The sequence below is a fragment of the Pseudomonas sp. BW7P1 genome (assembly GCF_024981055.1).
GTDB classification, from domain to species: Bacteria; Pseudomonadota; Gammaproteobacteria; order Pseudomonadales; family Pseudomonadaceae; genus Aquipseudomonas; species Aquipseudomonas bananamidigenes.
Genome location: NZ_CP103374.1, coordinates 1,772,741 through 1,794,968, shown reverse-complemented (window position 1 = coordinate 1,794,968; position 22,228 = coordinate 1,772,741). Strand labels below are relative to the sequence as shown.

General features: G+C 61.3%; 10 protein-coding genes. 7 read left to right on the top strand and 3 right to left on the bottom strand.

All coding sequences use genetic code 11. The features are described from left to right. The first annotated feature begins 94 nt into the window (after positions 1-94). Both NWV16_RS08115 and NWV16_RS08110 read left to right on the top strand, forming a co-directional pair. Positions 95-3,703, top strand: a complete 3,609-nt coding sequence (locus NWV16_RS08115) for an Ig-like domain-containing protein (protein WP_260522634.1) — start codon at positions 95-97, stop codon at positions 3,701-3,703. A 483-nt stretch (positions 3,704-4,186) separates the two neighbouring features. Then, complete coding sequence (locus NWV16_RS08110; protein WP_260522633.1) at positions 4,187-4,558, top strand: DUF6124 family protein; 372 nt, start codon at positions 4,187-4,189, stop codon at positions 4,556-4,558. 182 nt (positions 4,559-4,740) lie between these two features. Here NWV16_RS08110 and NWV16_RS08105 read toward each other — a convergent pair whose 3' ends face one another. Further along, on the bottom strand, positions 4,741-13,356 hold the full coding sequence (locus tag NWV16_RS08105) for a retention module-containing protein (protein WP_260522632.1): 8,616 nt from the start codon (positions 13,354-13,356) through the stop codon (positions 4,741-4,743). 533 nt (positions 13,357-13,889) lie between these two features. Here NWV16_RS08105 and NWV16_RS08100 point away from each other — a divergent pair. The 3 genes from NWV16_RS08100 to NWV16_RS08090 all read left to right on the top strand — a co-directional run bounded on the left by NWV16_RS08100 (position 13,890) and on the right by NWV16_RS08090 (position 18,931). After that, positions 13,890-15,248: a TolC family outer membrane protein gene (locus tag NWV16_RS08100; protein ID WP_065260945.1), complete on the top strand. Its 1,359-nt coding sequence runs from the start codon at positions 13,890-13,892 to the stop codon at positions 15,246-15,248. A gap of 152 nt (positions 15,249-15,400) precedes the next feature. After that, entirely contained in the window at positions 15,401-17,560 is a 2,160-nt protein-coding gene (locus NWV16_RS08095; protein ID WP_260522631.1) for a type I secretion system permease/ATPase, read from the top strand. 9 nt (positions 17,561-17,569) lie between these two features. After that, positions 17,570-18,931, top strand: coding sequence for an HlyD family type I secretion periplasmic adaptor subunit (locus NWV16_RS08090; protein WP_260522630.1), 1,362 nt, complete (start codon positions 17,570-17,572; stop codon positions 18,929-18,931). Between the two features lie 149 nt (positions 18,932-19,080). On the opposite strand, the gene NWV16_RS08085 is transcribed toward NWV16_RS08090, so the two are convergent. Both NWV16_RS08085 and NWV16_RS08080 read right to left on the bottom strand, forming a co-directional pair. Further along, on the bottom strand, positions 19,081-19,677 hold the full coding sequence (locus NWV16_RS08085; RefSeq protein ID WP_260522629.1) for a tRNA-uridine aminocarboxypropyltransferase: 597 nt from the start codon (positions 19,675-19,677) through the stop codon (positions 19,081-19,083). 2 nt (positions 19,678-19,679) lie between these two features. Next, positions 19,680-20,573, bottom strand: a complete 894-nt coding sequence (locus NWV16_RS08080; protein WP_007956593.1) for a LysR family transcriptional regulator — start codon at positions 20,571-20,573, stop codon at positions 19,680-19,682. A 256-nt stretch (positions 20,574-20,829) separates the two neighbouring features. Here NWV16_RS08080 and speB point away from each other — a divergent pair, with 256 nt between their 5' ends. Beyond that, positions 20,830-21,780 carry an agmatinase gene (speB, locus tag NWV16_RS08075; RefSeq protein WP_065258464.1) on the top strand — a complete coding sequence of 317 codons (951 nt, stop codon included), beginning with the start codon at positions 20,830-20,832 and terminating at the stop codon, positions 21,778-21,780. Between the two features lie 10 nt (positions 21,781-21,790). After that, complete coding sequence (locus NWV16_RS08070) at positions 21,791-22,213, top strand: YybH family protein (protein ID WP_065258463.1); 423 nt, start codon at positions 21,791-21,793, stop codon at positions 22,211-22,213. Positions 22,214-22,228 lie beyond the last annotated feature (15 nt).

Genomic DNA, 22,228 nt, shown 5'->3' with positions numbered 1-22,228 from the left:
CACATGCGCACCTGTAATTTCTGACAGTAGCCAACTCCGCATACAGCGCCGTTCAATGCCTCCATCGTCCCACCATTCGATCGGAGTTTGCGCCATGACGGTCAACAACCCCCCTGGCTCATCACCGCTGTTGCTCGCCGAACCCGACGTTCCCGGCCGCACCGGCCCCGTTTCGCAAAACCCTGATGTCTGGGGGCTCAACATCGCAGCGGTGCAGGACAACTTTCCCAAACAGGGCTTGCTGTGCCGGGCCGGACCGTGGGGGGTCATGAGCCGAGGTGACAAGCTGGTAATTTCCCTGGGCGGGCAGCCGGTATTCAACAAAACCGTCGACGATCATGAAGTCAACACGACGCTGTCGATGTTTGTGCCCGCCGCCCGCTTCAGTGATGGCTCGTCCACGCTGTCCTACGCCGTCACCCGACAGGGCGGAACGCCCGAACCGTCCGAAGTGATGCAGGTACGGGTCAAGCTCACCCGCCCCGGTGGCCATGACAGCGACGAAGGGCCGGGGCACTCGAAACTGAAAATGACCATCCCCAAGGAGATTCTCGAGGGCGGTATCGACAAGGACAACATCGCCACTGGTGTGCCGATCACGATCGGCCCCTCTGACGACGGGCCAGAGCCCTATCCCTACGCAGCGGCCGGCGACTGGATTCAGGTGACCTGGGGCGGTTTTTTTGTGCTCTACGGACCGCTGACTCAGGATGAGGCCGACGGCACAGTGCCGCTTGTCGTGCTCATTACCGAGGCAACCATTCGCGAGGCGGGTGACTCCGGAGAGGCCGGTCTCGCCGTGGCCTTCGAGGTTTACGACATGGTCGAAAACCGCTCCGAAGACTGGAGTTACGAACAGCGCGTGGTGGTCGCGGTCGACGCCGACAGGCTCAGCGCACCGATCTGCAAGGAAGCGGTGAACAACGTGCTGGACGCCGACAAACTGGGGGATGCCGATGCCACGGCGCAGATCCTTGCCGTGGACGGTAACAAATTCAAGGTTGGTGACACCCCCATCGTCCGGCTCAAGGGCACACCGGTCGAAGGGGCACCGATCAACATCGAGATCACCGGCCAGGCGCTGGTCAGCGTGCCGAGCATCCCCGAAATCAAGATACCCAATGCCGTGCTGCGGCAACTGGCCAAGACCCAGATCGGCTTGTCCTTTCGCCTGAAAAAAGCCGACGGTTCCGCCGACCTGTTGTCCAAGACCCAGTTCATCAATGTCATTGGCGAGATCAAGCGCCTGCTGGCCCCGATCGCCCGCGACGCATTGCAAGGCGCCCTCGATCCGGAGCTGGTACAGGCCCGCATCGAGATTCCATTCGACAAATCTTTTGCGGCCGGCCAGGCGATCAAACTGTTCTGGCTCGGCACCCGGCCTGACCTGAGCACCTACTTGCCCGACCTGCCGCTGCGCCCGATTACCAATGGCGATATCACGGCCGGTGTGCCCTTGCTGATCAACGTCCCGGGCCTTCATCTCAAACAGATCGAAGGTGGCACGTTAGAGCTGTATTACCACTTGTTGATCGAGGACGCGGTGCTGGGCACGATGAACCGCGTCAACGCCACCCACGCCATCCGAGAGTCGATTCACGCCGAGGTCCTGAACGTCGGCGAACCGAGGAAAGAGCTGCCGGCGCCGAAGGTGGACGGCGTGGTGGACGGCGTATTGCCGGCAGATACGGACGGCACCACGCTGACTGTGGAATACCTGAATACAGTCAAGGATGACGAAGTGACCTACTTCTGGAATGGCTCGAAAACCGGGCCGGACAGCGACTCGGTCAAATTGTCCTCGTTTACTGCCGGCCAACCGGTGCCGTTCACCATCAAGGCGGAGCTGATCAAGGGCAATGAAGGCGGGACGGTCGAGGCGTCTTATTCCATTAAATGGGCGGATGAGCGGCCCACCAGTTATTCCGATGTGAAGGCGTTCAGTGTTGGGGTGGCGCTGGAGCTGAAAGCCCCGAAAATCAAGGAAGCGCCGAACGACCTCAGCCTGATCCCGAATGCCGCGAAGGATGCCCTGACCGCTATCGTGGATTACGAAGGCATGCGGATCGGTGACAAAATCATTGCCAAGTGGACCGGTGCGGCGGGCGCGCCGGCGGAAGGCTCATACACGGCGCCGGAAAAACCCGTCACCGTGCTCGGGGCGCAGGAAATTCCCCTGGCCAACAGTGTGGTGGCTTTCAACCTGAACAAAGCGGTGACGGTCAGCTACACGGTGAAACGCGGCAGCGGTGAGCCGCTGCCTTCGGATACCCGTATCCTGGCGGTGCAGTCGCTAGTGCTGGATCTGTCGAACGTGCCGAAGATTCTTCAGGCGGCCAACAACGGTGACGGGCTGGAGCTAAACGTCTCGGCGCTGACTGGCAACGCCACGTTGCGTGCCCTCGACTGGCCGTTCATTGCGCTGAAGCAAAGAGTGTGGATGCACCTGTCAGGCATGAAAAGTGACAACACGCCTTATGCGAAAACCCTCTGGAATGGTGGAAACGCTCAGACAAACCAAGGATGGATCGACAATGGCCACTACGACACAGCGGTGTTGAAGACCGAATTGCAGGCGCTGAAGGACGGTTCGTCGTTGAGGATCGCGTTCAAGGCCGGGTTGAGTGGCAGCCTGGCAGAAAACGACGCGGTGACCTTTCCGGAGCGCACCTACACGGTCAAGGCTATCGCGGATGTAAAGCCGGAAATCACCCGGGCAGAGGACTCCAAAGGCGTCGAAATCCTGCCCGGTGCCTACACCGTCGATACCAGCGTGACGCTCATCGGCACGGCCGCTCCCGGTCAAAAGGTCCAGCTGCGCGATGGCGCAACGCTCGATGGCCAGCCCACAGCCGATCCCGGCACCGGCATCTGGCGGCACACACTCACCGGCCGGACACTCACGTTGCACACATTCACTGCACAAGCGCTGTACGGTTCGGGACAGACATCCGACCCGCGTACGTTGACGGTGACCGCTGCCATGCCGCCGACCATTACCAGGGTGAATGAAAACACCGCTACCGGTGCAGCTGTTCCGAATGGCGGAATTACCGTCGCCACCACATTGGTGTTCAAAGGCAGGGCGAGCGCGGGTCAACAGCTCCAGTTGCTGGACGGTGGTGCTTTGAAAGGCACAATTACAGTTGATTCTAATGGTGATTACTCGCATCACCTTACAGGGCAGAGTGCCGGAGCGCATAGTTATACGGTCAAGGCCACTTACGGTGCATTACCGGAATCGCAGCCGTGGAAACTGAATATAAGTGCGGCAACCTCTGGCATCGAAAACTTTCTGATCCTTGACGACTTCAATTTAAGGGAGATAGAAGAAAGCATTACAACTCCAAACGGGCTTTTGGTGACCAATGTGCTGGATAACGGCAATCATATGATGGGCATACATAATGACAAGGGCACAGGCTTGACTATTGGCCCAGGCCGACGAGGCCGGATAAAATTTACCGGTCATGCAAACAAGGTGGTAATAAAATGTAGAGCGTTTTACACGAACAAACAGTTAACTTTTATTGTCGACTATTATGATTTGAATCAACAACGCTTGGTCCGGCAGACCCCCACCATAACCACGCTCACAGAAGTGACATACACTGCTCCATCAGGCGGCAATCTGTCTTACGTCGAGATTGAATGTTCTACAGGACTCAATTGGGCAATTGCTCCGGAAGTAATTTGGTTGTAGAAAAGGTAGAAATATAAAAGATCAAAAAATCAAAACATAAATGGGGACGCATTTATTTACCAGTCCCGACCATGCAAAGCCCGCGCCTCCTTTGAACCGGGAGTGCGGGTTTTGTCGTTTCAGTGCCTTTGGAAACCCTGTTGAAGATTGTTGACGGTTATGTCCGCAAAGCCACGCCACCTTGCGCCTTTGCCTACGCATCCGCCAGAATCCGCCGGCTTGTGCGCCTGGCGGGCGGGTCCTATTGTTTGGCGGTCGCTGAAAAGCAGCGATCGGGTTTAGCAGCCCGGATTTTACTCTAGACGCACAATGCCGTTTGTTCGTGATCAGGCTCACGCCTGTCCGTTCACGTTATGGCGGCTTTGCGTGGGGCACTTCGGTGCGCCGGGTTCTAGAGTCCTGGTCTGCTAACCCGCGTACGGCCGCCACCTCTTTCGTTTAGCAGCGAAGTGTGGCGCCTCCACTACTCTAGAGGCTTTATCCATGATCAAACCCACGCCAAACCCGCCGGAAGTCGATTCGACTTCCCCCTACGAAACCCTCGATTCCAAGAAATTCCACGAAGCCGCCGAACGCGCTCTCGATCACTACCTCAACCCCTTCCACCCCAGAAAACCGCTGCTCAAACCCGACACCCGCTACCTCATCGCCCCTGGCATCCCGAGCGAAGAGCTGCTGGCCGAAGCCTGCGAGACCCTGACCTCGGCCAAAACCATGGCCAGCGATTTCGCCGGGATGCTCGATGCGCCGCAGCGGCATGTGCTATCGGGGATTGCGCAACTGATCATGCTGGGAGAGCTGGCGGTGAACCGGGTGCTGGATAATCTGGAACTGAAGGCTGACGCAAACCTCTAGCCAAGTGAGCGATTGTGGCGAGGGAGCTTGCTCCCGCTCGAGTGCGAAGCGCTCGCAATGCGTTTGGGGGCTGCTTCGCAACCCAGCGGGAGCAAGCTCCCTCGCCACAGATTTCGCCATCCATAAAAAACCCGCCGTCCCGTCTAACCGGAACGGCGGGTTTTGTCGTTTCAGCGTTCAGATCACACCGTATCCACCTTCAACGAATGATCATTCAGCATGCCGTTGATGATCGTCGCCGTGTCATGTCCACCGGCAATCACCCCGCCCGCCCCCGGCGTCACACCGTAATGGCTGGCCAGATTGACGCCCGCCAGGTCAATGGTCTGGTTCGGTGTGGCGCCGGCCATGGCGCTGACATCGATGGTGGTGACCACCGAGGCGCCGCTGCCGGTGACGGTGAAGTGCAGGTAGTCATCCAGTGACGCTGCCGTGCCGTTTTCACCTTGCAGCAGTTGCGACAGGTCGAGCTTGTCGGTGCCTGGGGTGAAGTCGGTGATGGTGTCGTGGCCGCTGTTGCCCTTGAGCCACTGGAAGGTGTCGGCGCCCGGCCCGCCGGTCAGGGTGTTGTTGCCCATGCCGCCGATCAGCAGGTCGTCTCCCCCGCCGCCGTTGAGGATGTCGTTGCCCAGCCCGCCGTTGATGACGTTGTTATTGTTGTCACCGGTCAGGGTGTCGTTGAAGTTCGAGCCGACGAGATTCTCGATGCCGCTCAGAGTATCGGTGCCCGCGCCGACGGTGTTTTGCGCACCGAGCAGGCCGAGGTTGACCGTCACCCCGGCGGTGGCATGGGCGTAGCTGACCGTGTCGATACCGGGGCCGCCATCGAGAATGTCGTTGCCCGGGCCGCTGTACAGCAAGTCATTGCCGGCGCCGCCATGCAGTTCGTTGTTGCCGGAGCCGGCGGTGAGCACATCGTTGCCATCGCCGCCGTTAAGGATGTTGTCGCCGCTGCCCGCCACCAGCACGTCATCACCAGACGTCCCGGTGAGGGTGTGGCCGTCCTGATAGCTGATGGTCACGTTGGCGGTGTCGCTGCCGCCGTGATTGTCGTTGGCGGTGTAGGTGCCCTGGAAATCCGGGGTGACGTCGTGGGCCCCGGCGTAGTTGACCGTCATGGTCAGTTGGTAGTTTTCCGCAGCGTTGGAGTTGCTGCCGCTGGTGTTGGTGATGTTGGTGATGTGGATCTGATACGTACCGTCGGCGCTGGCGGTGATGGTGCCGCCATCGGCGATGCTGACGAACGCCCCGCCATTCACCGAATACTCCATGGTGATGTGCCCGGCCGCCAGGTTGTGGTCGAGATTGAGGGTCTCGCCCTGTTTCAGTTTGACGGTGATCAGGTCTTCATCGTTGGCATTGGCGTTGGTCACGGCGCCAAGGTAGCCGCTGACCACCAGCACCGCTGTCATCGCCGCCGTATTGGCCGCAAAGGAGCTGCGCACATCGGCCAGGTTCTGGTTGGCGCTGGTGTTGCTGGTGCCGGTGAAGCTGATCGCGCCGCTGCCGGTGAAGTCCGCGCCCTTGGCCACCCAACCGGTATTGAAGGTGGTGGGCGAAGCGTTGAGGGTGTCGCCGTCCGGATCGCTGTCGTTGGCCAGCAGCAGCTCGCCCGGCACCGTCACGGTGCTCGACAGCACGTTGGTGATGATGTGATCGTCCACCGCCACCGGAGGCGAATTCGGGATGACTTTCACCGTCAGCGTCGAGCTGGCGAGGTCGCCGTCGTTGTCACTGAGGGTGAAGCCGATGTTCTCGGTGATCACCGTGGTGGTGGTTTTCTGCGAGGTGTAGCTGTAGTCGCCGGTGTCGAGGTTGACCACCAGCGTGCCGCTGTTGTTGGTGGCGATGCTCAGGGTGTTGTTCACCGTGTTGAAGGTACCGTGGTTGGTACCGCCGCTGGCGGTGAGCGAACCCTGGCCACTGTTGGCTTTCGGGTCATAGGTGTAGGTGGTGCCGTCGACCACGATGGACTTGATGAAACCGCCATCGGCGCCGAACGAACCACTGTCCCCCAGCAGCGAACCGGTAACCGGCGCGCCTTCCACGGTGCCGGACAGCACCGAGTTGAGTTGATTGAGATCGGTGACCACCACGGCATTGGTGTTGGTGTGGCTGATGCCGTCATAGGCAATCGGATCGAGGTTGGCGTTGCTCACACCGCTGCCGAGTCCGATGGCGTAGTTCTTGATGTTGTTGGCATCGAGGAAGTTCTTCAGCGCGGCCTCGTCGGCAGTACCGATTTCCTGTCCGGTTGTAGGTTTGCCGTCGGAGAAGAAGTAGCCGACGTTCTGCGCCCCGGTGAGTTTGCCCGAGGTGTTGAACGCGGTCTGCATGGTCGCCACGGCCGCATCGTAGTTGGTGCCGCCACCGGCGCTGAGGCCGGCGAGCAAGGTCTTGGCGGTCGCCACATCGACCCACACCGACGTGCGGTCAGTGGCGCTGCTGCTGAAGGTGACGAGCTGTACTTTCACATCGCCCAGATCGTCGTACTTGTCGAGCAAGGCGCTGATCGCCTGCTTGGCCAGGTCCAGCCGCGACAGGCCCGGCACGCCGGAGGCGTCGGCCATGCTGCCGGAGATGTCGAGCACGATGAGGATGTTGGAATCGATCTCCACCGCCGCCACCGAACGATCCGAGGCCACCGCTTTGGGCACGTCGTCGACGATGTTGACCACGATGGTGCTGGTGGTGCTGTTGCCCAGCGCATCGGTGGCTTTGTAGGTGAAGCTTTCGCTCAGGGTGTTCGGTCCGTCGTTGGCGTTCGGTGTGGTTTTCGGCGCCGAGGTCAGGGTGTAGGTGTACGTACCGTCGGCATTGAGCTGGATCTGCCCATAGGTACCGGTGGCGCTGCCGACCAGGGTGTAAGTGATCGCGCCGCTGCCGCCGGTGACCGCACCGACCAGCGTGCCGCTGGCGGTTTCGCCGGTGTTGCTCGGGTCGCTGCCGATGACCGTGCCGGGAGCCAGGTCTTGCCCGTCCTTGGTCAGATCGAGGGCTTTTTCGTAGACGGTCACGTCCTGATCCACCGAGGCCACGAGTTTGCTGTCGGCGACGTTCACGGTGATGGTGGTGGTGCTTTCGTCACCGTCACTGTCGCGGATGGTGTAGGTGAACGTATCGGTGGCGCCCGGTGGGCTCACCGAGTTCGGGTTGCTGTGGTAGACCGCGTTGCCCGCCGCATCCAGGGTCAGGTAGCCGTAGGTGCCGTTGATGTTGCTGTTGAGGCCGCCGATGGCCGAGGTCGACGTATCGCTGCCGGCCCGCACGCCCACCACCGCACCGCCTGCTGCCGGGCCATCGGCACCGGTGACGTCGTTGCCCAGCACGCTGATGTTGACCGTACCGCCCTCCACCACCGAGCCGGTATCGGCCTTGGCGGTCGGCAGGTCATCGACGATGTTGACGTTGATCTGCCCCGACGCGGTGCTGCCATCGCCATCGGTAGCCACCACGTTGAAGTTCTCGGTGAGGCTGTTGGCACCACTCCCGCTCGGGTGCGCGTCGTTGTGCACGAGGGTGTAGCTGTAACTCACGACGCCGGTCGCGGCGTTGAAGCCGGTGACCGTCAGTGTGCTGCCCAGCGGCGTGGTGACCGATTGCGGGAAGCCTGCGGCCACACCGTTGGTGACCACCGCGATACCGCCGACCGTGAGGGTTTGCAGACCGTCGAGGGCGGTGACGGTGAACGTGCCGCTTTGGGTCAGCGCGGTGGCATCCGGTGCGCTGCCGTTGCTGAGGTTTTTCTCGAAAACCGTCAGCTCGCCGCCGTTGACGTCGAGGCCGCTGATGATCACCGGATCGTCGTTGTTGTGGATCTGCAAGACGAGGTTCGCGGTGCTGGTATCGCCGTCCGAATCGGTGATGGTGTAGGTGAAAGTTTCAGTCCCGTTGCCACCGCCGTGCAGGTTCTTGAAGTCGGCGTCGTTAGGGTTGACGGTGTAGGTGTAAGAGCCATCGGCATTCAGCACCAGAGTGCCGTAAGTCCCGTTGAAGGTGCCGGCGGTGACCGGCCCGCTCGGCACACGGTCGGCACCTTGCACGTCGTTGGTCAGCACATTGCCGGTCAGCGTCAGATTGGTTTCCGATGCGGTGCCGGCATTGGTGTCGTTTACGGCTTTTGGCAGGTCGTCGACGATATTCACATCGAGGCTGGCATTGGCCGTAGTGCCGTTGTCATCCACCACGGTGACCGCGAACTGTTCGCTCAGGGTGTTCGCACCGTTGGCAGTTGGGTGCGCGTCGTTGTGATCGAGGGTGTAGCTGTAGCTGACGACGCCGGTCGTAGCGTTGAACCCGGTAATGGTCAGCGTGCTGCCCAGCGGCGTGGTGATGGATTGAGGGAATCCGGCGGCCACGCCGTTGGTGACGACGGCGATGCCACCCACGGTCAGTGTGGTGACGCCGTCCAGAGCAGTGATGGTGAACGTGCCGCTTTGGGTCAGCGCGGTGGCATCCGGCGCACTGCCGGTGCTGAGGTTTTTCTCGTAGACGGTGAGTTCGCCGCCGTTCACATCCAGGCCGTTGATGATCACCGGATCGTCGTTGTTGTGGATCTGCAAAACGAGGTTCGCGGTGCTGGTGTCGCCGTCCGAGTCGGTGATGGTGTAGGTGAAAGTTTCAGTCCCGTTGCCACCGCCGTGCAGGTTCTTGAAGTCGGCGTCGTTAGGGTTGACGGTATAGGTGTAGGAACCGTCGGCATTCAGCACCAGCGTGCCGTAAGTCCCGGTGAAGGTGCCGGCGGTGACCGGGCCGGTCGGTACACGGTCGGCGCCTTGCACGTCGTTGGTCAGGACGTTACCGGTGAGCGTGAGATTGGTTTCCGAAGCCGTGCCGGTGTTGCTGTCGTTTACGGCTTTTGGCAGGTCGTCGACGATGTTTACGTCCAGCGATGCGTTGGCCGTGGTGCCGTTATCGTCCACCACGGTGACCGCGAATTGCTCACTCAACGTATTGGCGCCGTTGGCAGTCGGATGCGCGTCGTTGTGATCGAGGGTGTAGCTGTAACTGACAACGCCGGTGGTGGCATTGAAGCCGGTGATGGTCAGTGTGCTGCCCAGCGGCGTCGTGATGGATTGAGGGAAGCCAGCGGCGACACCGTTAGTGACGACGGCGATGCCACCCACGGTCAGTGTGGTGACGCCGTCCAGCGCGGTGATGGTGAACGTGCCACTCTGGGTCAGCGCGGTGGCATCCGGCGCACTGCCGGTGCTGAGGTTTTTCTCGTAGACGGTGAGTTCGCCACCGTTCACATCCAGGCCGTTGATGATCACCGGATCGTCGTTGTTGTGGATCTGCAAGACGAGGTTCGCGGTGCTGGTATCGCCGTCGGAATCGGTGATGGTGTAGGTGAAGGTTTCGGTGCCGTTGCCACCGCCGTGCAGGTTTTTGAAGTCGGCGTCGTTAGGGTTGACGGTGTAGGTGTAAGAGCCATCGGCATTCAGCACCAGAGTGCCGTAGGTGCCGGTAAACGTTCCGGCGGTGACCGGGCCGGTCGGCACACGGTCGGCACCTTGCACGTCGTTGGTCAGCACATTGCCGGTCAGCGTCAGATTGGTTTCCGATGCGGTGCCGGCATTGGTGTCGTTTACGGCTTTTGGCAGGTCGTCGACGATATTCACATCGAGGCTGGCATTGGCCGTAGTGCCGTTGTCATCCACCACGGTGACCGCGAACTGTTCGCTCAGGGTGTTCGCACCGTTGGCAGTTGGGTGCGCGTCGTTGTGATCGAGGGTGTAGCTGTAGCTGACGACGCCGGTCGTAGCGTTGAACCCGGTAATGGTCAGCGTGCTGCCCAGCGGCGTCGTGATGGATTGAGGGAATCCGGCGGCCACACCGTTGGTCACGACGGCGATGCCGCCCACGGTCAGGGTCGTTACGCCGTCCAGCGCGGTGATGGTGAACGTGCCGCTTTGAGTCAGCGCAGTGGCATCCGGCGCACTGCCGGTGCTGAGGTTTTTCTCGTAGACGGTGAGTTCGCCACCGTTCACATCCAGGCCGTTAATGATCACCGGATCGTCGTTGTTGTGGATCTGCAGCACGAGGTTCGCGGTACTGGTGTCGCCGTCCGAGTCGGTGATGGTGTAGGTGAAAGTTTCAGTCCCGTTGCCACCGCCGTGCAGGTTCTTGAAGTCGGCGTCGTTAGGGTTGACGGTGTAGGTGTAGGAACCGTCGGCATTCAGCACCAGGGTGCCGTAAGTTCCAGTGAAGGTTCCGGCGGTGACCGGGCCGGTCGGCACACGGTCGGCACCTTGCACGTCGTTGGTCAGCACATTGCCGGTCAGCGTCAGATTGGTTTCCGAAGCCGTGCCGGCGTTGCTGTCGTCCACCGCTTTGGGCAGGTCATCGACGATGTTTACGTCCAGCGAAGCATTGGCCGTAGTGCCGTTGTCATCGACGACGGTGACCGCGAACTGTTCGCTCAACGTATTGGCGCCGTTGGCAGTCGGATGCGCGTCGTTGTGATCGAGGGTGTAGCTGTAGCTGACGACGCCGGTCGTAGCGTTGAACCCGGTAATGGTCAGCGTGCTGCCCAGCGGAGTCGTGATGGATTGAGGGAATCCGGCGGCCACACCGTTGGTCACGACGGCGATGCCCCCCACAGTCAACGTGGTCACACCGTCCAGCGCGGTGATGGTGAACGTGCCGCTTTGGGTCAGCGCGGTGGCATCCGGTGCGCTGCCGGTGCTGAGGTTTTTCTCGTAGACGGTGAGTTCGCCACCGTTCACATCCAGGCCGTTGATGATCACCGGATCGTCGTTGTTGTGGATCTGCAAGACGAGGTTCGCGGTGCTGGTATCGCCGTCGGAATCGGTGATGGTGTAGGTGAAGGTTTCGGTGCCGTTGCCACCGCCGTGCAGGTTTTTGAAGTCGGCGTCGTTAGGGTTGACGGTGTAGGTGTAAGAGCCATCGGCATTCAGCACCAGAGTGCCGTAGGTGCCGGTAAACGTTCCGGCGGTGACCGGGCCGGTCGGCACACGGTCGGCACCTTGCACGTCGTTGGTCAGCACATTGCCGGTCAGCGTCAGATTGGTTTCCGATGCGGTGCCGGCATTGGTGTCGTTTACGGCTTTTGGCAGGTCGTCGACGATATTCACATCGAGGCTGGCATTGGCCGTAGTGCCGTTGTCATCCACCACGGTGACCGCGAACTGTTCGCTCAGGGTGTTCGCACCGTTGGCAGTTGGGTGCGCGTCGTTGTGATCGAGGGTGTAGCTGTAGCTGACGACGCCGGTCGTAGCGTTGAACCCGGTAATGGTCAGCGTGCTGCCCAGCGGCGTCGTGATGGATTGAGGGAATCCGGCGGCCACACCGTTGGTCACGACGGCGATGCCACCCACGGTCAGCGTGGTGACACCGTCCAGCGCGGTGATGGTGAACGTGCCGCTTTGGGTCAGCGCGGTGGCATCCGGTGCGCTGCCGTTGCTGAGGTTTTTCTCGAAAACCGTCAGCTCGCCGCCGTTGACGTCGAGGCCGCTGATGATCACCGGATCGTCGTTGTTGTGGATCTGCAACACCAGATTCGCGGTACTGGTGTCGCCATCGGAATCACGCAGGGTGTATGTAAAGGTTTCGGTGCCGTTGCCGCCGCCATGCAACGCCTTGAAATCTGCGTCGCTGGTATTGAGGGTGTAGGTGTAAGTCCCGTTGGCGTTCAGCACCAGCGTGCCGTAAGTCCCGGTGAACGTACCGGCTACCACCGGGCCGCTGTTGGGACCGACAGGAATGCGGTCGGCTCCCTGGACGTCGTTGGTCAGCACGTTGCCGGTCAGGCTCAGGTTGGTTTCCGAAGCGGTGCTGGCATTGCTGTCATCCACCGCTTTGGGCACGTCGTCGGTGATGTTGACGTCCAGCGAGCCGGTCGCCGTGTCACCGTTGCTGTCGCCTGCGATCACCGTGAAATGTTCGCTGAGGCTGTTGGCACCGTCACCCGCCGGATGGGCATCGTTGCCGTTGAGGGTGTAGCTGTAACTGACCGTGCCATTGGCCGGGTTGTAACCGGTGATGGTCAGGGTGTTGCCCAGTTGTGTGGTGATCGATTGCGGGAAACCGACCGGCACGCCACCGACGATTACGTTGATGCCGCCGATGCTCAGGCTGGTCAGACCATCGGGCGCCGAGATACTGAAGCTGCCGGCCTGGGTCAACGCGCCGGGATTGGCGGCAGAACCGTCCGGCAGATTGGCTTCGTTCAAAGTCAACTCGCCGCCGGGTACATCCAGGCCAACGAGATTGACCGGATTGTTGACCGGTGGCGCAACGACCGGCGTGTTGTCGCCATTGTCGACCACTACGTTGTGCCGCTCTTGCGGAAACTCGGGAATGCCACCGAAACCGGCCGTGGGGAAACCGATGACCGGATCGACCCGGCCACCCACTTCGGTCAGCAACACGAAACTGTGGCCACCGCCCTTGCCGCCATTGATGTCACCGGGCGCATCGGGGCCGGCCGCAGTGGCTTCAGCGGATCGGGTCGGGTCTTCACCGGCGGCGATGGCTTTCTGGATCTGTGCGACATCGGTGAGTTGCGCATCGCTCGGAGTCAGCGTTTCCGGGGCATCCACATGGGGCGCGTGGTTGGCCAGCAATTGCCCGGTCAGGGTCAGGCTGCTGTCGCGGCCCAGGGTCAGTTCCTGGCCGTTCTGCAGATGGACGGCGACCGCTCCCTCCGCGCCCGTGATCAATTGATCCCCGGCAAACAGTCGATCGCCCGCGAGCAATGCGCGCCGACTTCCGTCCGCCGTTTGAGCGAATACCTGACCAATGACTTTGGAAACCGTCCCGATGAGCGTTGCCATGTGCATGTCCTCCGCTGCCGACCACCGTCGGCGCTGGTTCGCGAAGCAGCCCATGGCTCAAACGGGTTGTCGGGGCGACGCTCGCACCTCGACAGTTCGTTTCGCAGGTTGTGCATCTTCAGAAACCCCAGCGCCCTCAGGCACCTGGAATCCCGGATCGATGCAGCACGCCCACTAGCGCTACGTAACGGTGGTGAATCACCCGAGTGACAAAAAACTGTCGCCCTTTTGCCGCTACGCGTCCCTCCCCTTTAGCAGTACTTCGCCCGTATGTCGCAAAGTGAGTGGAACTTTCCTCAAGCCTTCATGCACTCCCTAAAGCGCATAAAACAAAGGCTTTCGAATGGAACAATGTGCTGGATTCGGCAAAGCGCATAAGTTTTTTTCGGCATAACCCATATGAAAAATTTTTCTTAGCTACGCTTCAGGATGTTCTTAGCTCTGTTGTAACAGCGATGAGACGCTAAACACTAAAAAACTCGTCAATAAATTGGCGACAGCGGAATACCATCAGGACTCAGGGAGATGCACCCATGCGCTTTCCAACACCCCTCTGCAGTGCGGTTTTGCTGGCCATGGCTTGCACTTCCCAGGCTCAGGCCATGAACCTCACCGAAGCCATTCAGAGCACCATTGCGACCCACCCGGAACTGGCTTCGCGGGTGGACGCCAAACTGTCGGCCGATGAACAGGTGAAAGTCGCCAGGGGCGGCTTCTATCCGTCGGTGGATCTGAACGCTGCCTACGGGCGCGGCTACAGCGACAACACCAACACCCGGGCCTTGGGTAATCACCACACCGAAATCCTCAATTACACCCAGTCCGAGCTGCGCCTGCGGCAGATGCTGTTCGACGGTTTCAACACCGCCAACGAGGTCGAACGCACCAAGGGCGTGTCCAACTCTCGAGCGTATTACGCGCAAGGCACCGCCCAGGATCTGGCCCTGCGCACCATCGAGGTCTACCTCGAAGTGCTCAAGCGCCGCGAACTGGTGACGCTTGCCAAGAACAATCTGCAGGCTCACCTGCGGGTCAACGACCAGATCGGCCTGCGTACCCAGCGCGGCATCGGCAGCACCGCCGACTCCGACCAGTCGGTAGCCCGCAAGGCGCTGGCGCAGAACAACCTCGACACTGCCGAGGTCGATCTGGCGGACGCCGAATCGAATTTCTACGCCGTGGTCGGGCGCATGCCCGATGAACTGGAAGCGCCGGCCTCGACCCGTGGTGAATTGCCCGCCACCTTGCCCGAAGCCCAGCAGAGCATGGTGGAGAACAACCCGTACCTGAAATCCGCCCAGGCCGACGTGCAATCGGCCGAGAGCCAGTACGAAGTCGCCAAGTCGCCGTTCTATCCACGCTTCGATGCCGAAGCGGCGGTCGGTGCCAACAACAACGTGCAGGGTGACGAAGGCCACGACAACGAATGGCGGGTCGGCGTGGTGATGAACTACAACCTGTTCCGTGGCGGCAGCGACAAGGCGCGACTGGCTTCCGATGCGCACCAGATCAACCAGGCCATGGATATCCGCAACAACGCCCTGCGCCAGCTCAACGAGAACATTCACCTGGCCTGGAACGCCATGGTCAACGCCAAGAAACAGACCCCGACCGCCCGCGAATACGCCGAGACCACCAAGCGTGTACGCGCCGCCTATCAGGATCAGTTCGGCCTCGGCCAACGCACCCTGCTCGACCTGCTCGACAGCGAAAACGAGCTGTACAACGCCAACCGCCGCTACACCGAAATCCGCTACACCGAGGAGTTTTCGATGTACCGCGTGCTGGCGAACATGGGGCAGTTGTTGAGCAAGCAACGGGTGGTGCTGCCGGCTGACGCAATTGCCGCTGCCGAAGTGAAAAACGAGGCGCGCTTGCCCGAACTCAAATAAACCGTTGTGGCGAGGGAGCTTGCTCCCGCCGGGGTGCGCAGCGCCCCCAACGAACCCGGCAACACTGAGATCCATGTGAGTGCGGCGCACTCAAACGGGAGCAAGCTCCCTCGCCACAGGTAATCGGGCAGTCATCAAGAGAGGCGATCAATATGACCAGCATGGAACCCGGTGTTTCCGGGATTGATCCGCGTCTGAGCTTCGATGATCCGTTACTCGACGGTCTGTTGATCCTCTGCAAACTCCACGGCGCGACGGTCAGTCGCGCCAGCCTGAGTGCCGGGCTGCCCCTGGACAGACAACGTCTGAGCCTGGACCTGCTGCCCCGTGCAGCGGCCCGGGCCGGTTTGCAGGCGCGCATGCTGCGCCGCGATCTCAAGGACATTTCCCCGCTCAACCTGCCGGTGCTGTTGCTGCTGGGCAATGGCCGCACGGCGGTGCTGCGTCGTCTTGCCGATGACGGCAAGGCGCTGATCCTGCCCAGTGAAGCCGACGGCGGCGAGCAGTGGGTCAGCCACGAAGAGCTTGCCGAACACTATACGGGGCAGGCCTTGTTCGCCCGGCCCCGGCATGAACTGGAAGACCTGCGTTCACCCCTGGTGCCAAGGGTCCAGGCGTGGTTTCGCGACACCCTGAAGCTGTCGAAATGGCTTTACAGCGACGCGATCCTCGCCAGTTTCCTGATCAACCTGCTGGGCCTGATGGTGCCGCTGTTCGTCATGCAGACCTACGACCGCGTGGTGCCGAACCAGGCCACGTCGACCCTGTGGGTGCTGGCCATCGGGCTGTTGATCGGCACCGGTTTCGAACTGGTACTGCGGGTGGTGCGAGCGCACCTGCTGGACACCGCCGGGAAGAAGACTGACGTGATCCTGTCCGCGACGTTGTTCGAGCGAATCACCGGCATGGCGATGAAAGCCCGGCCCGCGACCATCGGCGGGTTCGCCCAGAGCATTCATGACTTTCAGGGGCTGCGGGAATTTCTCACCGCCGTGACCCTGACCAGCCTGATCGACCTGCCCTTCGTGGTGCTGATGCTGGTGGTGATCGGCCTGCTCGGTGGCTGGCTGGTGGTGATTCCGCTGCTGGCGTTTCCGATCACCATCATGTTCGCGATGATCATTCAGGCACGTCTGCGCGACACCGTGCAGAAAAGTCTGAGCCTTGGCGCCGAGCGTCAGGCGTTGCTGATCGAAACCCTCGGCGGCCTGGAAACCCTCAAGGCCTGCAGCGCCGAAAGCGAGCGCCAGCACAAATGGGAAAGCACCCACGGCGCCCTCACCCGCCTCGACAGTCATGCACGCAACCTCTCGGCGCTGGCCACCAACGGCACGCTGTTCATCCAGCAGTTCTCGGGGATGGCGACCATCGTCGCCGGGGTTTACAGCATCATCGCCGGCAACCTCAGCGTCGGCGCGCTGGTGGCCAGTTACATGCTCGGCAGTCGCGTGCTTGCGCCACTGGGCCAGATTGCCGGACTGATCACTCGCTACCAGCAAGCGCAACTGACCATGAAAAGCACCGACGCGCTGATGGCCCTGCCCCAGGAACGCGACGGCAAACAGCGGCCGCTGGAACGCACGCAACTGCAAGGCGCACTGGACGTCAGCGGTGTGACCTTCCATTACAACGGCCAGAACGCTCCGGCCCTGAGCAATGTCGGTTTCAGCCTCAAGCCCGGCGAACGCATCGGCATCATCGGCCGCAGTGGTTCCGGCAAAAGCACCCTCGCACGGCTGGTGATGGGTTTCTTCGAACCGGAGGAAGGCCAGTTGCTGCTCGATGGCCTCGACCTACGGCAACTGGATGTCGCCGACCTGCGCCAACAGATCGGTTACGTCGCCCACGACCTGCCGCTGCTGGCCGGCAGCCTGCGCGACAACCTGACCCTCGGCGCCCGGTATGTCAGCGATGCGCGCATGCTCGAAGTGGCCGAACTGACCGGTGTCACCGAGCTGGCCCGTCAGCATCCGCAAGGCTTCGACCGGCCGGTGGGCGAGCGCGGGCAATTGCTTTCCGGCGGTCAGCGCCAGGCGGTATTGCTGGCCCGGGCACTGTTGCTCGACCCGCCGATCATGCTGCTCGACGAACCCACCAGCGCCATGGACAACAGCAGCGAAGATGTCCTGCGCCAGAAGCTTCATGGATGGGTAGAGGGCAAGACACTGTTGCTGGTCACCCACCGCACCTCGATGCTGAGCCTGGTGGACCGGTTGCTGGTGCTGGACAACGGCCGGATCGTCGCCGACGGTCCGAAAGAAGCGGTCATCGATGCACTGCGCAAGGGCCGGGTCGGCTCGGCGGCAGTCTAGGAGTCGCCCATGTCTGCTTCCTCTTCCTCAAGATCGCGCGGTTACTTCGACAGTTTCGGCAAAAGCGCCGAAGCCGAATTCATGCCGGAAACCGCCAGTGCTTCGTTGCAGGATTCGCCGCGCTGGTCGCGGATCACCGTGTGGCTGGCGGCGGCGCTGCTGATCAGTGCGCTGGTCTGGGCCAAATTCGCGGTGCTTGAAGAAGTGACCATGGGCGAAGGCAAGGCGATTCCGTCGAGCAAGGTCCAGGTGATCCAGAACCTCGAGGGCGGGATCGTCACCGAAATTTTCGTGCGTGAAGGGCAAATGGTGAACAAGGGCGACACCCTGCTGCGCCTGGATGACACGCGGTTTCTGTCGAACAAGGGCGAGAGCGAGGCCGATCGCTACGCGTTGATGGCCCAGGTCGAACGGCTGTCGGCGGAGTCCGAAGGCCGGCCGATGAAGCTCTCCGACGAGATCCTCAGCAAGGCGCCGCAAGTCGCCGAAGACGAACGGGCGTTGTACGACCAGCGTCAGCGCAGGCTGGCCAGCGAACAACGGACCCTCACCGAACAGTTGCGGCAGAAGACTCAGGAACTGGCGGAGTTTCGCTCCAAGCAGGGTCAGTACAGTTCCAGTCTGGCGCTGTTGCAGCAAGAGATGAACATGTCGTCGCCACTGGTGGGCACCGGGGCGGTGTCGCCGGTGGAAATCCTGCGGCTCAAACGCAGTGCGGTGGAAATTCGCGGATCGCTGAACGCCACGACCCTGGCAATTCCCCGGGCCGAATCGGCGATCAACGAGATCAAGAGCAAGATCGACGAATCGGAACAGACCTTCCGTTCCGACGCCGCCAAGGACCTCAACCAGAAACGCACCGACCTGTCGAAAATCACCGCATCGAGCATCGCCATCGACGACCGCGTCAGCCGCACCACGGTGACCTCGCCGGTGCACGGGGTGATCAAGCAATTGAAGGTCAACACCATCGGCGGCGTGGTCCAGCCGGGCAGCGACATGGTGGAAATCGTGCCGCTGGAAGACAACCTGCTGATCGAAGCCAAGGTGCGACCGCAGGACGTGGCGTTCCTGCACCCGGGCCAGAAAGCCATGGTCAAGTTCAGCGCCTATGACTACACGATCTACGGCGGACTCAGTGCCAAACTTGAGCTGATCGGTGCCGACACCATTACCGACGACAAGGGCAACAGCTTTTACCTGATTCAGGTGCGTACCGACAAAAACCATCTGGGCGGGGATGTGAAACCGCTGCTGATCATCCCGGGGATGGTGGCAACGGTGGACATCATCACCGGGGAGAAAAGCGTACTGGATTACCTGCTCAAACCGGTGCTCAAGGCGAGGACCGAGGCGATGCGCGAGCGCTAGCGATGATCCGGACTTTGCGGTGATTTATCTGATGCTTTCGCGAGCAGGCTCGCTCCCACAGGGGATTTGAGCTGAGCACATGATTTGTGTACACCTGCGATCAAACGTGGGAGCGAGCCTGCTCGCGAAGAGGTCAGCCGCTTCAGCACTTATCTATCGCCATGGTTACGCTGGAAAGTCTCCTCCCCCATCGCCGCAATCTGCCCCTCGATCAGCGCCTCGAACGGCTTGAGCAACGGATCGAAAGAGGCCGGCGCTTCCAGGGTCTGCAACGCCTGCACAATCGCCTCGATGGTCGACAACGCCCCAGGCCCCGGCGCCTTGCGCAGCCGATACCGCGAAATCCCGCCCTGCGCCAGCGTCACCCGTGGCAACGCCGCCAGCAAGGGATTGAGGTGCAACATCTTGCGCGCCTTGCGCCACGTGCCGTCCGGCACCACCAGCAACAACGCTTCATCGGAGGCGGCGTACGCCTGCATCGGCTGCGCATCATCCGCCGGGAACAACAGCCGCGCCTGATACCCCGGCTGATTCAACAGCGCCGGCAGATCCTCGAACACCTCGCCGACGATCAGTTGCGCATTGTTCAAACCAAGCGCCGCCAGACGTGCGGTGTTCAGCGCGTGATTGACCTCGCTCGGATGCTGCAACAGCAACACGCGGGTGCGACTGTCGAGGCTGGGAATCAGCGGGCACAGGCAGTGGGTTTGTGGGCGCAGGCAGCGCGGGCATTGAGGTCTGGACATGTTCAGGCCTGATTGAGCTGCGCTTTGAGCAGGTCGCGGAAGGTCTGGATCAACGGCTCGCGGCTGCGGCCACGGCGCATGATCATGGAAAACGGCGCCTGATAACCGAAGGTCGCCGGCAACAGCACCCGCAGGTCGCCCTTGTCCGCCCAGGCCTGGGCGTAGTGCTCCGGCAGGTAACCGATGTAGGCGCCGGACAGCACCAGAATCAGCTGCGCCTCCATACTTTCCACGGTGGCGGCGCTGTGTTTGAAACCGTGGCGCGCCAGTTCCGCCTGGCTCCAGTAACCGCGACCGACCATGCGTTGCTGGGTGATGACCTGCTCGGGAATCCGCCGCTCGTTGAACAACGGGTGACGGCTGCTGCAATACAGCCAGTGCTGTTCGCGGTACAGCGGCATGTACACCAGACCACTCATGCGCGTGGAAAACGCGCCGATGGCCAGATCGAGGCGGTTGTCCTGCACGCCGAGTTGCAGCTCATAAGGGCTCATCACCGACAGATGCAAATGCACCGCCGGGTGTTCCTGGCTGTAGGCGCCGATGGCTTCGGCGAACGGCAGGGCCTTGTCGCTGACCGTGGAATCGATCACCCCCAGGTTGAGCGTGCCGCGCAATTCACCCTTGAGCGCGGCGGCGTATTGCTCGAAGCCCTCGAGTTCTGCGAGCAGGCGCAGGGTTTCCTGATGGAACAGCTCGCCCTTGCTGGTCAGACTGAAACCACCACGCCCGCGATGGCACAGCACAAGGCCGAGCGCGGCTTCGAGCTGGCTCATGTAGGTGCTGATCGCCGAAGTCGACAGGTTGAGTTCCTGCTGCGCATTGGCAAACCCCTGATGCCGCACGACGCTGACGAAGATGCGCAAAAGTTTCAAGTCGGGTAAAGCATTGGCCATGGGTACTCCACAAACAAGGATCACAGGCGCGATAAACATCCCACGGCACCCCATCCCTCGCCACAGGGTCATCTATATAAGGTCGAAGAGTCTATCCCGCGCCTCCCCATTAGTTTAGAAAATTCTGAACTAAGTTTTTGTTCGTAGCGATTCTTCCCCCTCACTGCATTTCGCAGAATCGGCCCCACAGCGGCGTCCGAACCTGTGCTGAACGGCGCGCCGACATAAATAAAACAAAGACGATGAGGCCCTACCCGTGGACAAGATTCTTCACCAACCACTGGGCGGCAACGAAATGCCGCGCTTCGGCGGCATCGCCACCATGCTCCGACTCCCACACCTTGAGACCGCTGCCGGTCTGGACGCTGCCTTCGTCGGCGTGCCACTGGACATCGGTACTTCGCTGCGTCCCGGCACCCGCTTCGGGCCGCGCGACATCCGCACCGAATCGGTGATGATCCGCCCGTACAACATGGCCACCGGCGCCGCGCCGTTCGATTCGCTGTCGGTTGCCGACATCGGTGACGTGGCGATCAACACCTTCAACCTGCTCGACGCCGTACGCATCATCGAAGAAGCCTACGACAACATCCTCGAGCACAACGTGATCCCGCTGACCCTGGGTGGCGACCACACCATCACCCTGCCGATCCTGCGTGCCATTCATAAGAAGCACGGCAAGGTCGGTCTGGTGCACATCGACGCTCACGCTGACGTCAACGATCACATGTTCGGCGAGAAGATCGCCCACGGCACGACCTTCCGTCGCGCCGTCGAAGAAGGCCTTCTGGACTGCGACCGCGTGGTGCAGATTGGATTGCGTGCGCAGGGTTACACCGCTGACGACTTCAACTGGAGCCGTGATCAGGGCTTTCGCGTAGTGCAGGCCGAAGAGTGCTGGCACAAGTCGCTGGAACCGCTGATGGCCGAAGTGCGCGAGAAAGTCGGTGGTGGCCCGGTGTACCTGAGCTTCGACATCGACGGCATCGACCCGGCCTGGGCGCCAGGCACAGGCACCCCGGAAATCGGTGGTCTGACGACCATTCAGGCGATTGAAATCGTTCGCGGCTGCCAGGGCCTCGACCTGATCGGCTGCGATCTGGTAGAAGTCTCGCCCGCTTATGACACCACCGGCAATACCTCGCTGCTGGCCGCCAACCTGCTGTACGAAATGCTCTGCGTACTGCCGGGCGTGGTCCACCGCTGAGGGTCGGGTCATGAACGAACGTGATCAGGTTCTGAAAGCGGCCGCCGATCTGGTGTCCGCCTTCGCCCGCAATGATCGCGAAGCCTACTTCGGCGCGTTCAGCGCCGATGCGAGCTTCGTGTTCTACACCCTCGAACAGCCCCTGCTGTCACGCGACGCCTATCAGGCGTTGTGGGACCGCTGGCGCGCCGAGGATGGCTTCGAGGTGCTGTCGTGCACCTCGAGTAACGCCTTCGTCAGCCTTCAGGGTGACGTGGCGGTGTTTATCCATGACGTGGCCACCGAGCTGCGCATGCAAGGGGAGCAACACTTCAGCCAGGAGCGCGAGACGATTGTTTTCAGGAAACAAGCGTCGAGCCTAGAACAACAAGGCCATTGGCTGGCCTGCCACGAACATTTGTCCGCAATGCCGGAAGGGCTGCCACCCCCTTAGCCAAGACAGGTGACG

Excerpts from the sequence above, each read along its gene's own strand:
- NWV16_RS08105 (WP_260522632.1), bottom strand. The coding sequence starts at position 13,356 with ATGGCAACGCTCATCGGGACGGTTTCCAAAGTCATTGGTCAGGTATTC.
- NWV16_RS08090 (WP_260522630.1), top strand. The coding sequence starts at position 17,570 with ATGTCTGCTTCCTCTTCCTCAAGATCGCGCGGTTACTTCGACAGTTTC.
- NWV16_RS08110 (WP_260522633.1), top strand. The coding sequence starts at position 4,187 with ATGATCAAACCCACGCCAAACCCGCCGGAAGTCGATTCGACTTCCCCC.
- NWV16_RS08115 (WP_260522634.1), top strand. The coding sequence starts at position 95 with ATGACGGTCAACAACCCCCCTGGCTCATCACCGCTGTTGCTCGCCGAA.
- NWV16_RS08095 (WP_260522631.1), top strand. The coding sequence starts at position 15,401 with ATGACCAGCATGGAACCCGGTGTTTCCGGGATTGATCCGCGTCTGAGC.
- NWV16_RS08070 (WP_065258463.1), top strand. The coding sequence starts at position 21,791 with ATGAACGAACGTGATCAGGTTCTGAAAGCGGCCGCCGATCTGGTGTCC.
- NWV16_RS08080 (WP_007956593.1), bottom strand. The coding sequence starts at position 20,573 with ATGGCCAATGCTTTACCCGACTTGAAACTTTTGCGCATCTTCGTCAGC.
- NWV16_RS08100 (WP_065260945.1), top strand. The coding sequence starts at position 13,890 with ATGCGCTTTCCAACACCCCTCTGCAGTGCGGTTTTGCTGGCCATGGCT.
- NWV16_RS08085 (WP_260522629.1), bottom strand. The coding sequence starts at position 19,677 with ATGTCCAGACCTCAATGCCCGCGCTGCCTGCGCCCACAAACCCACTGC.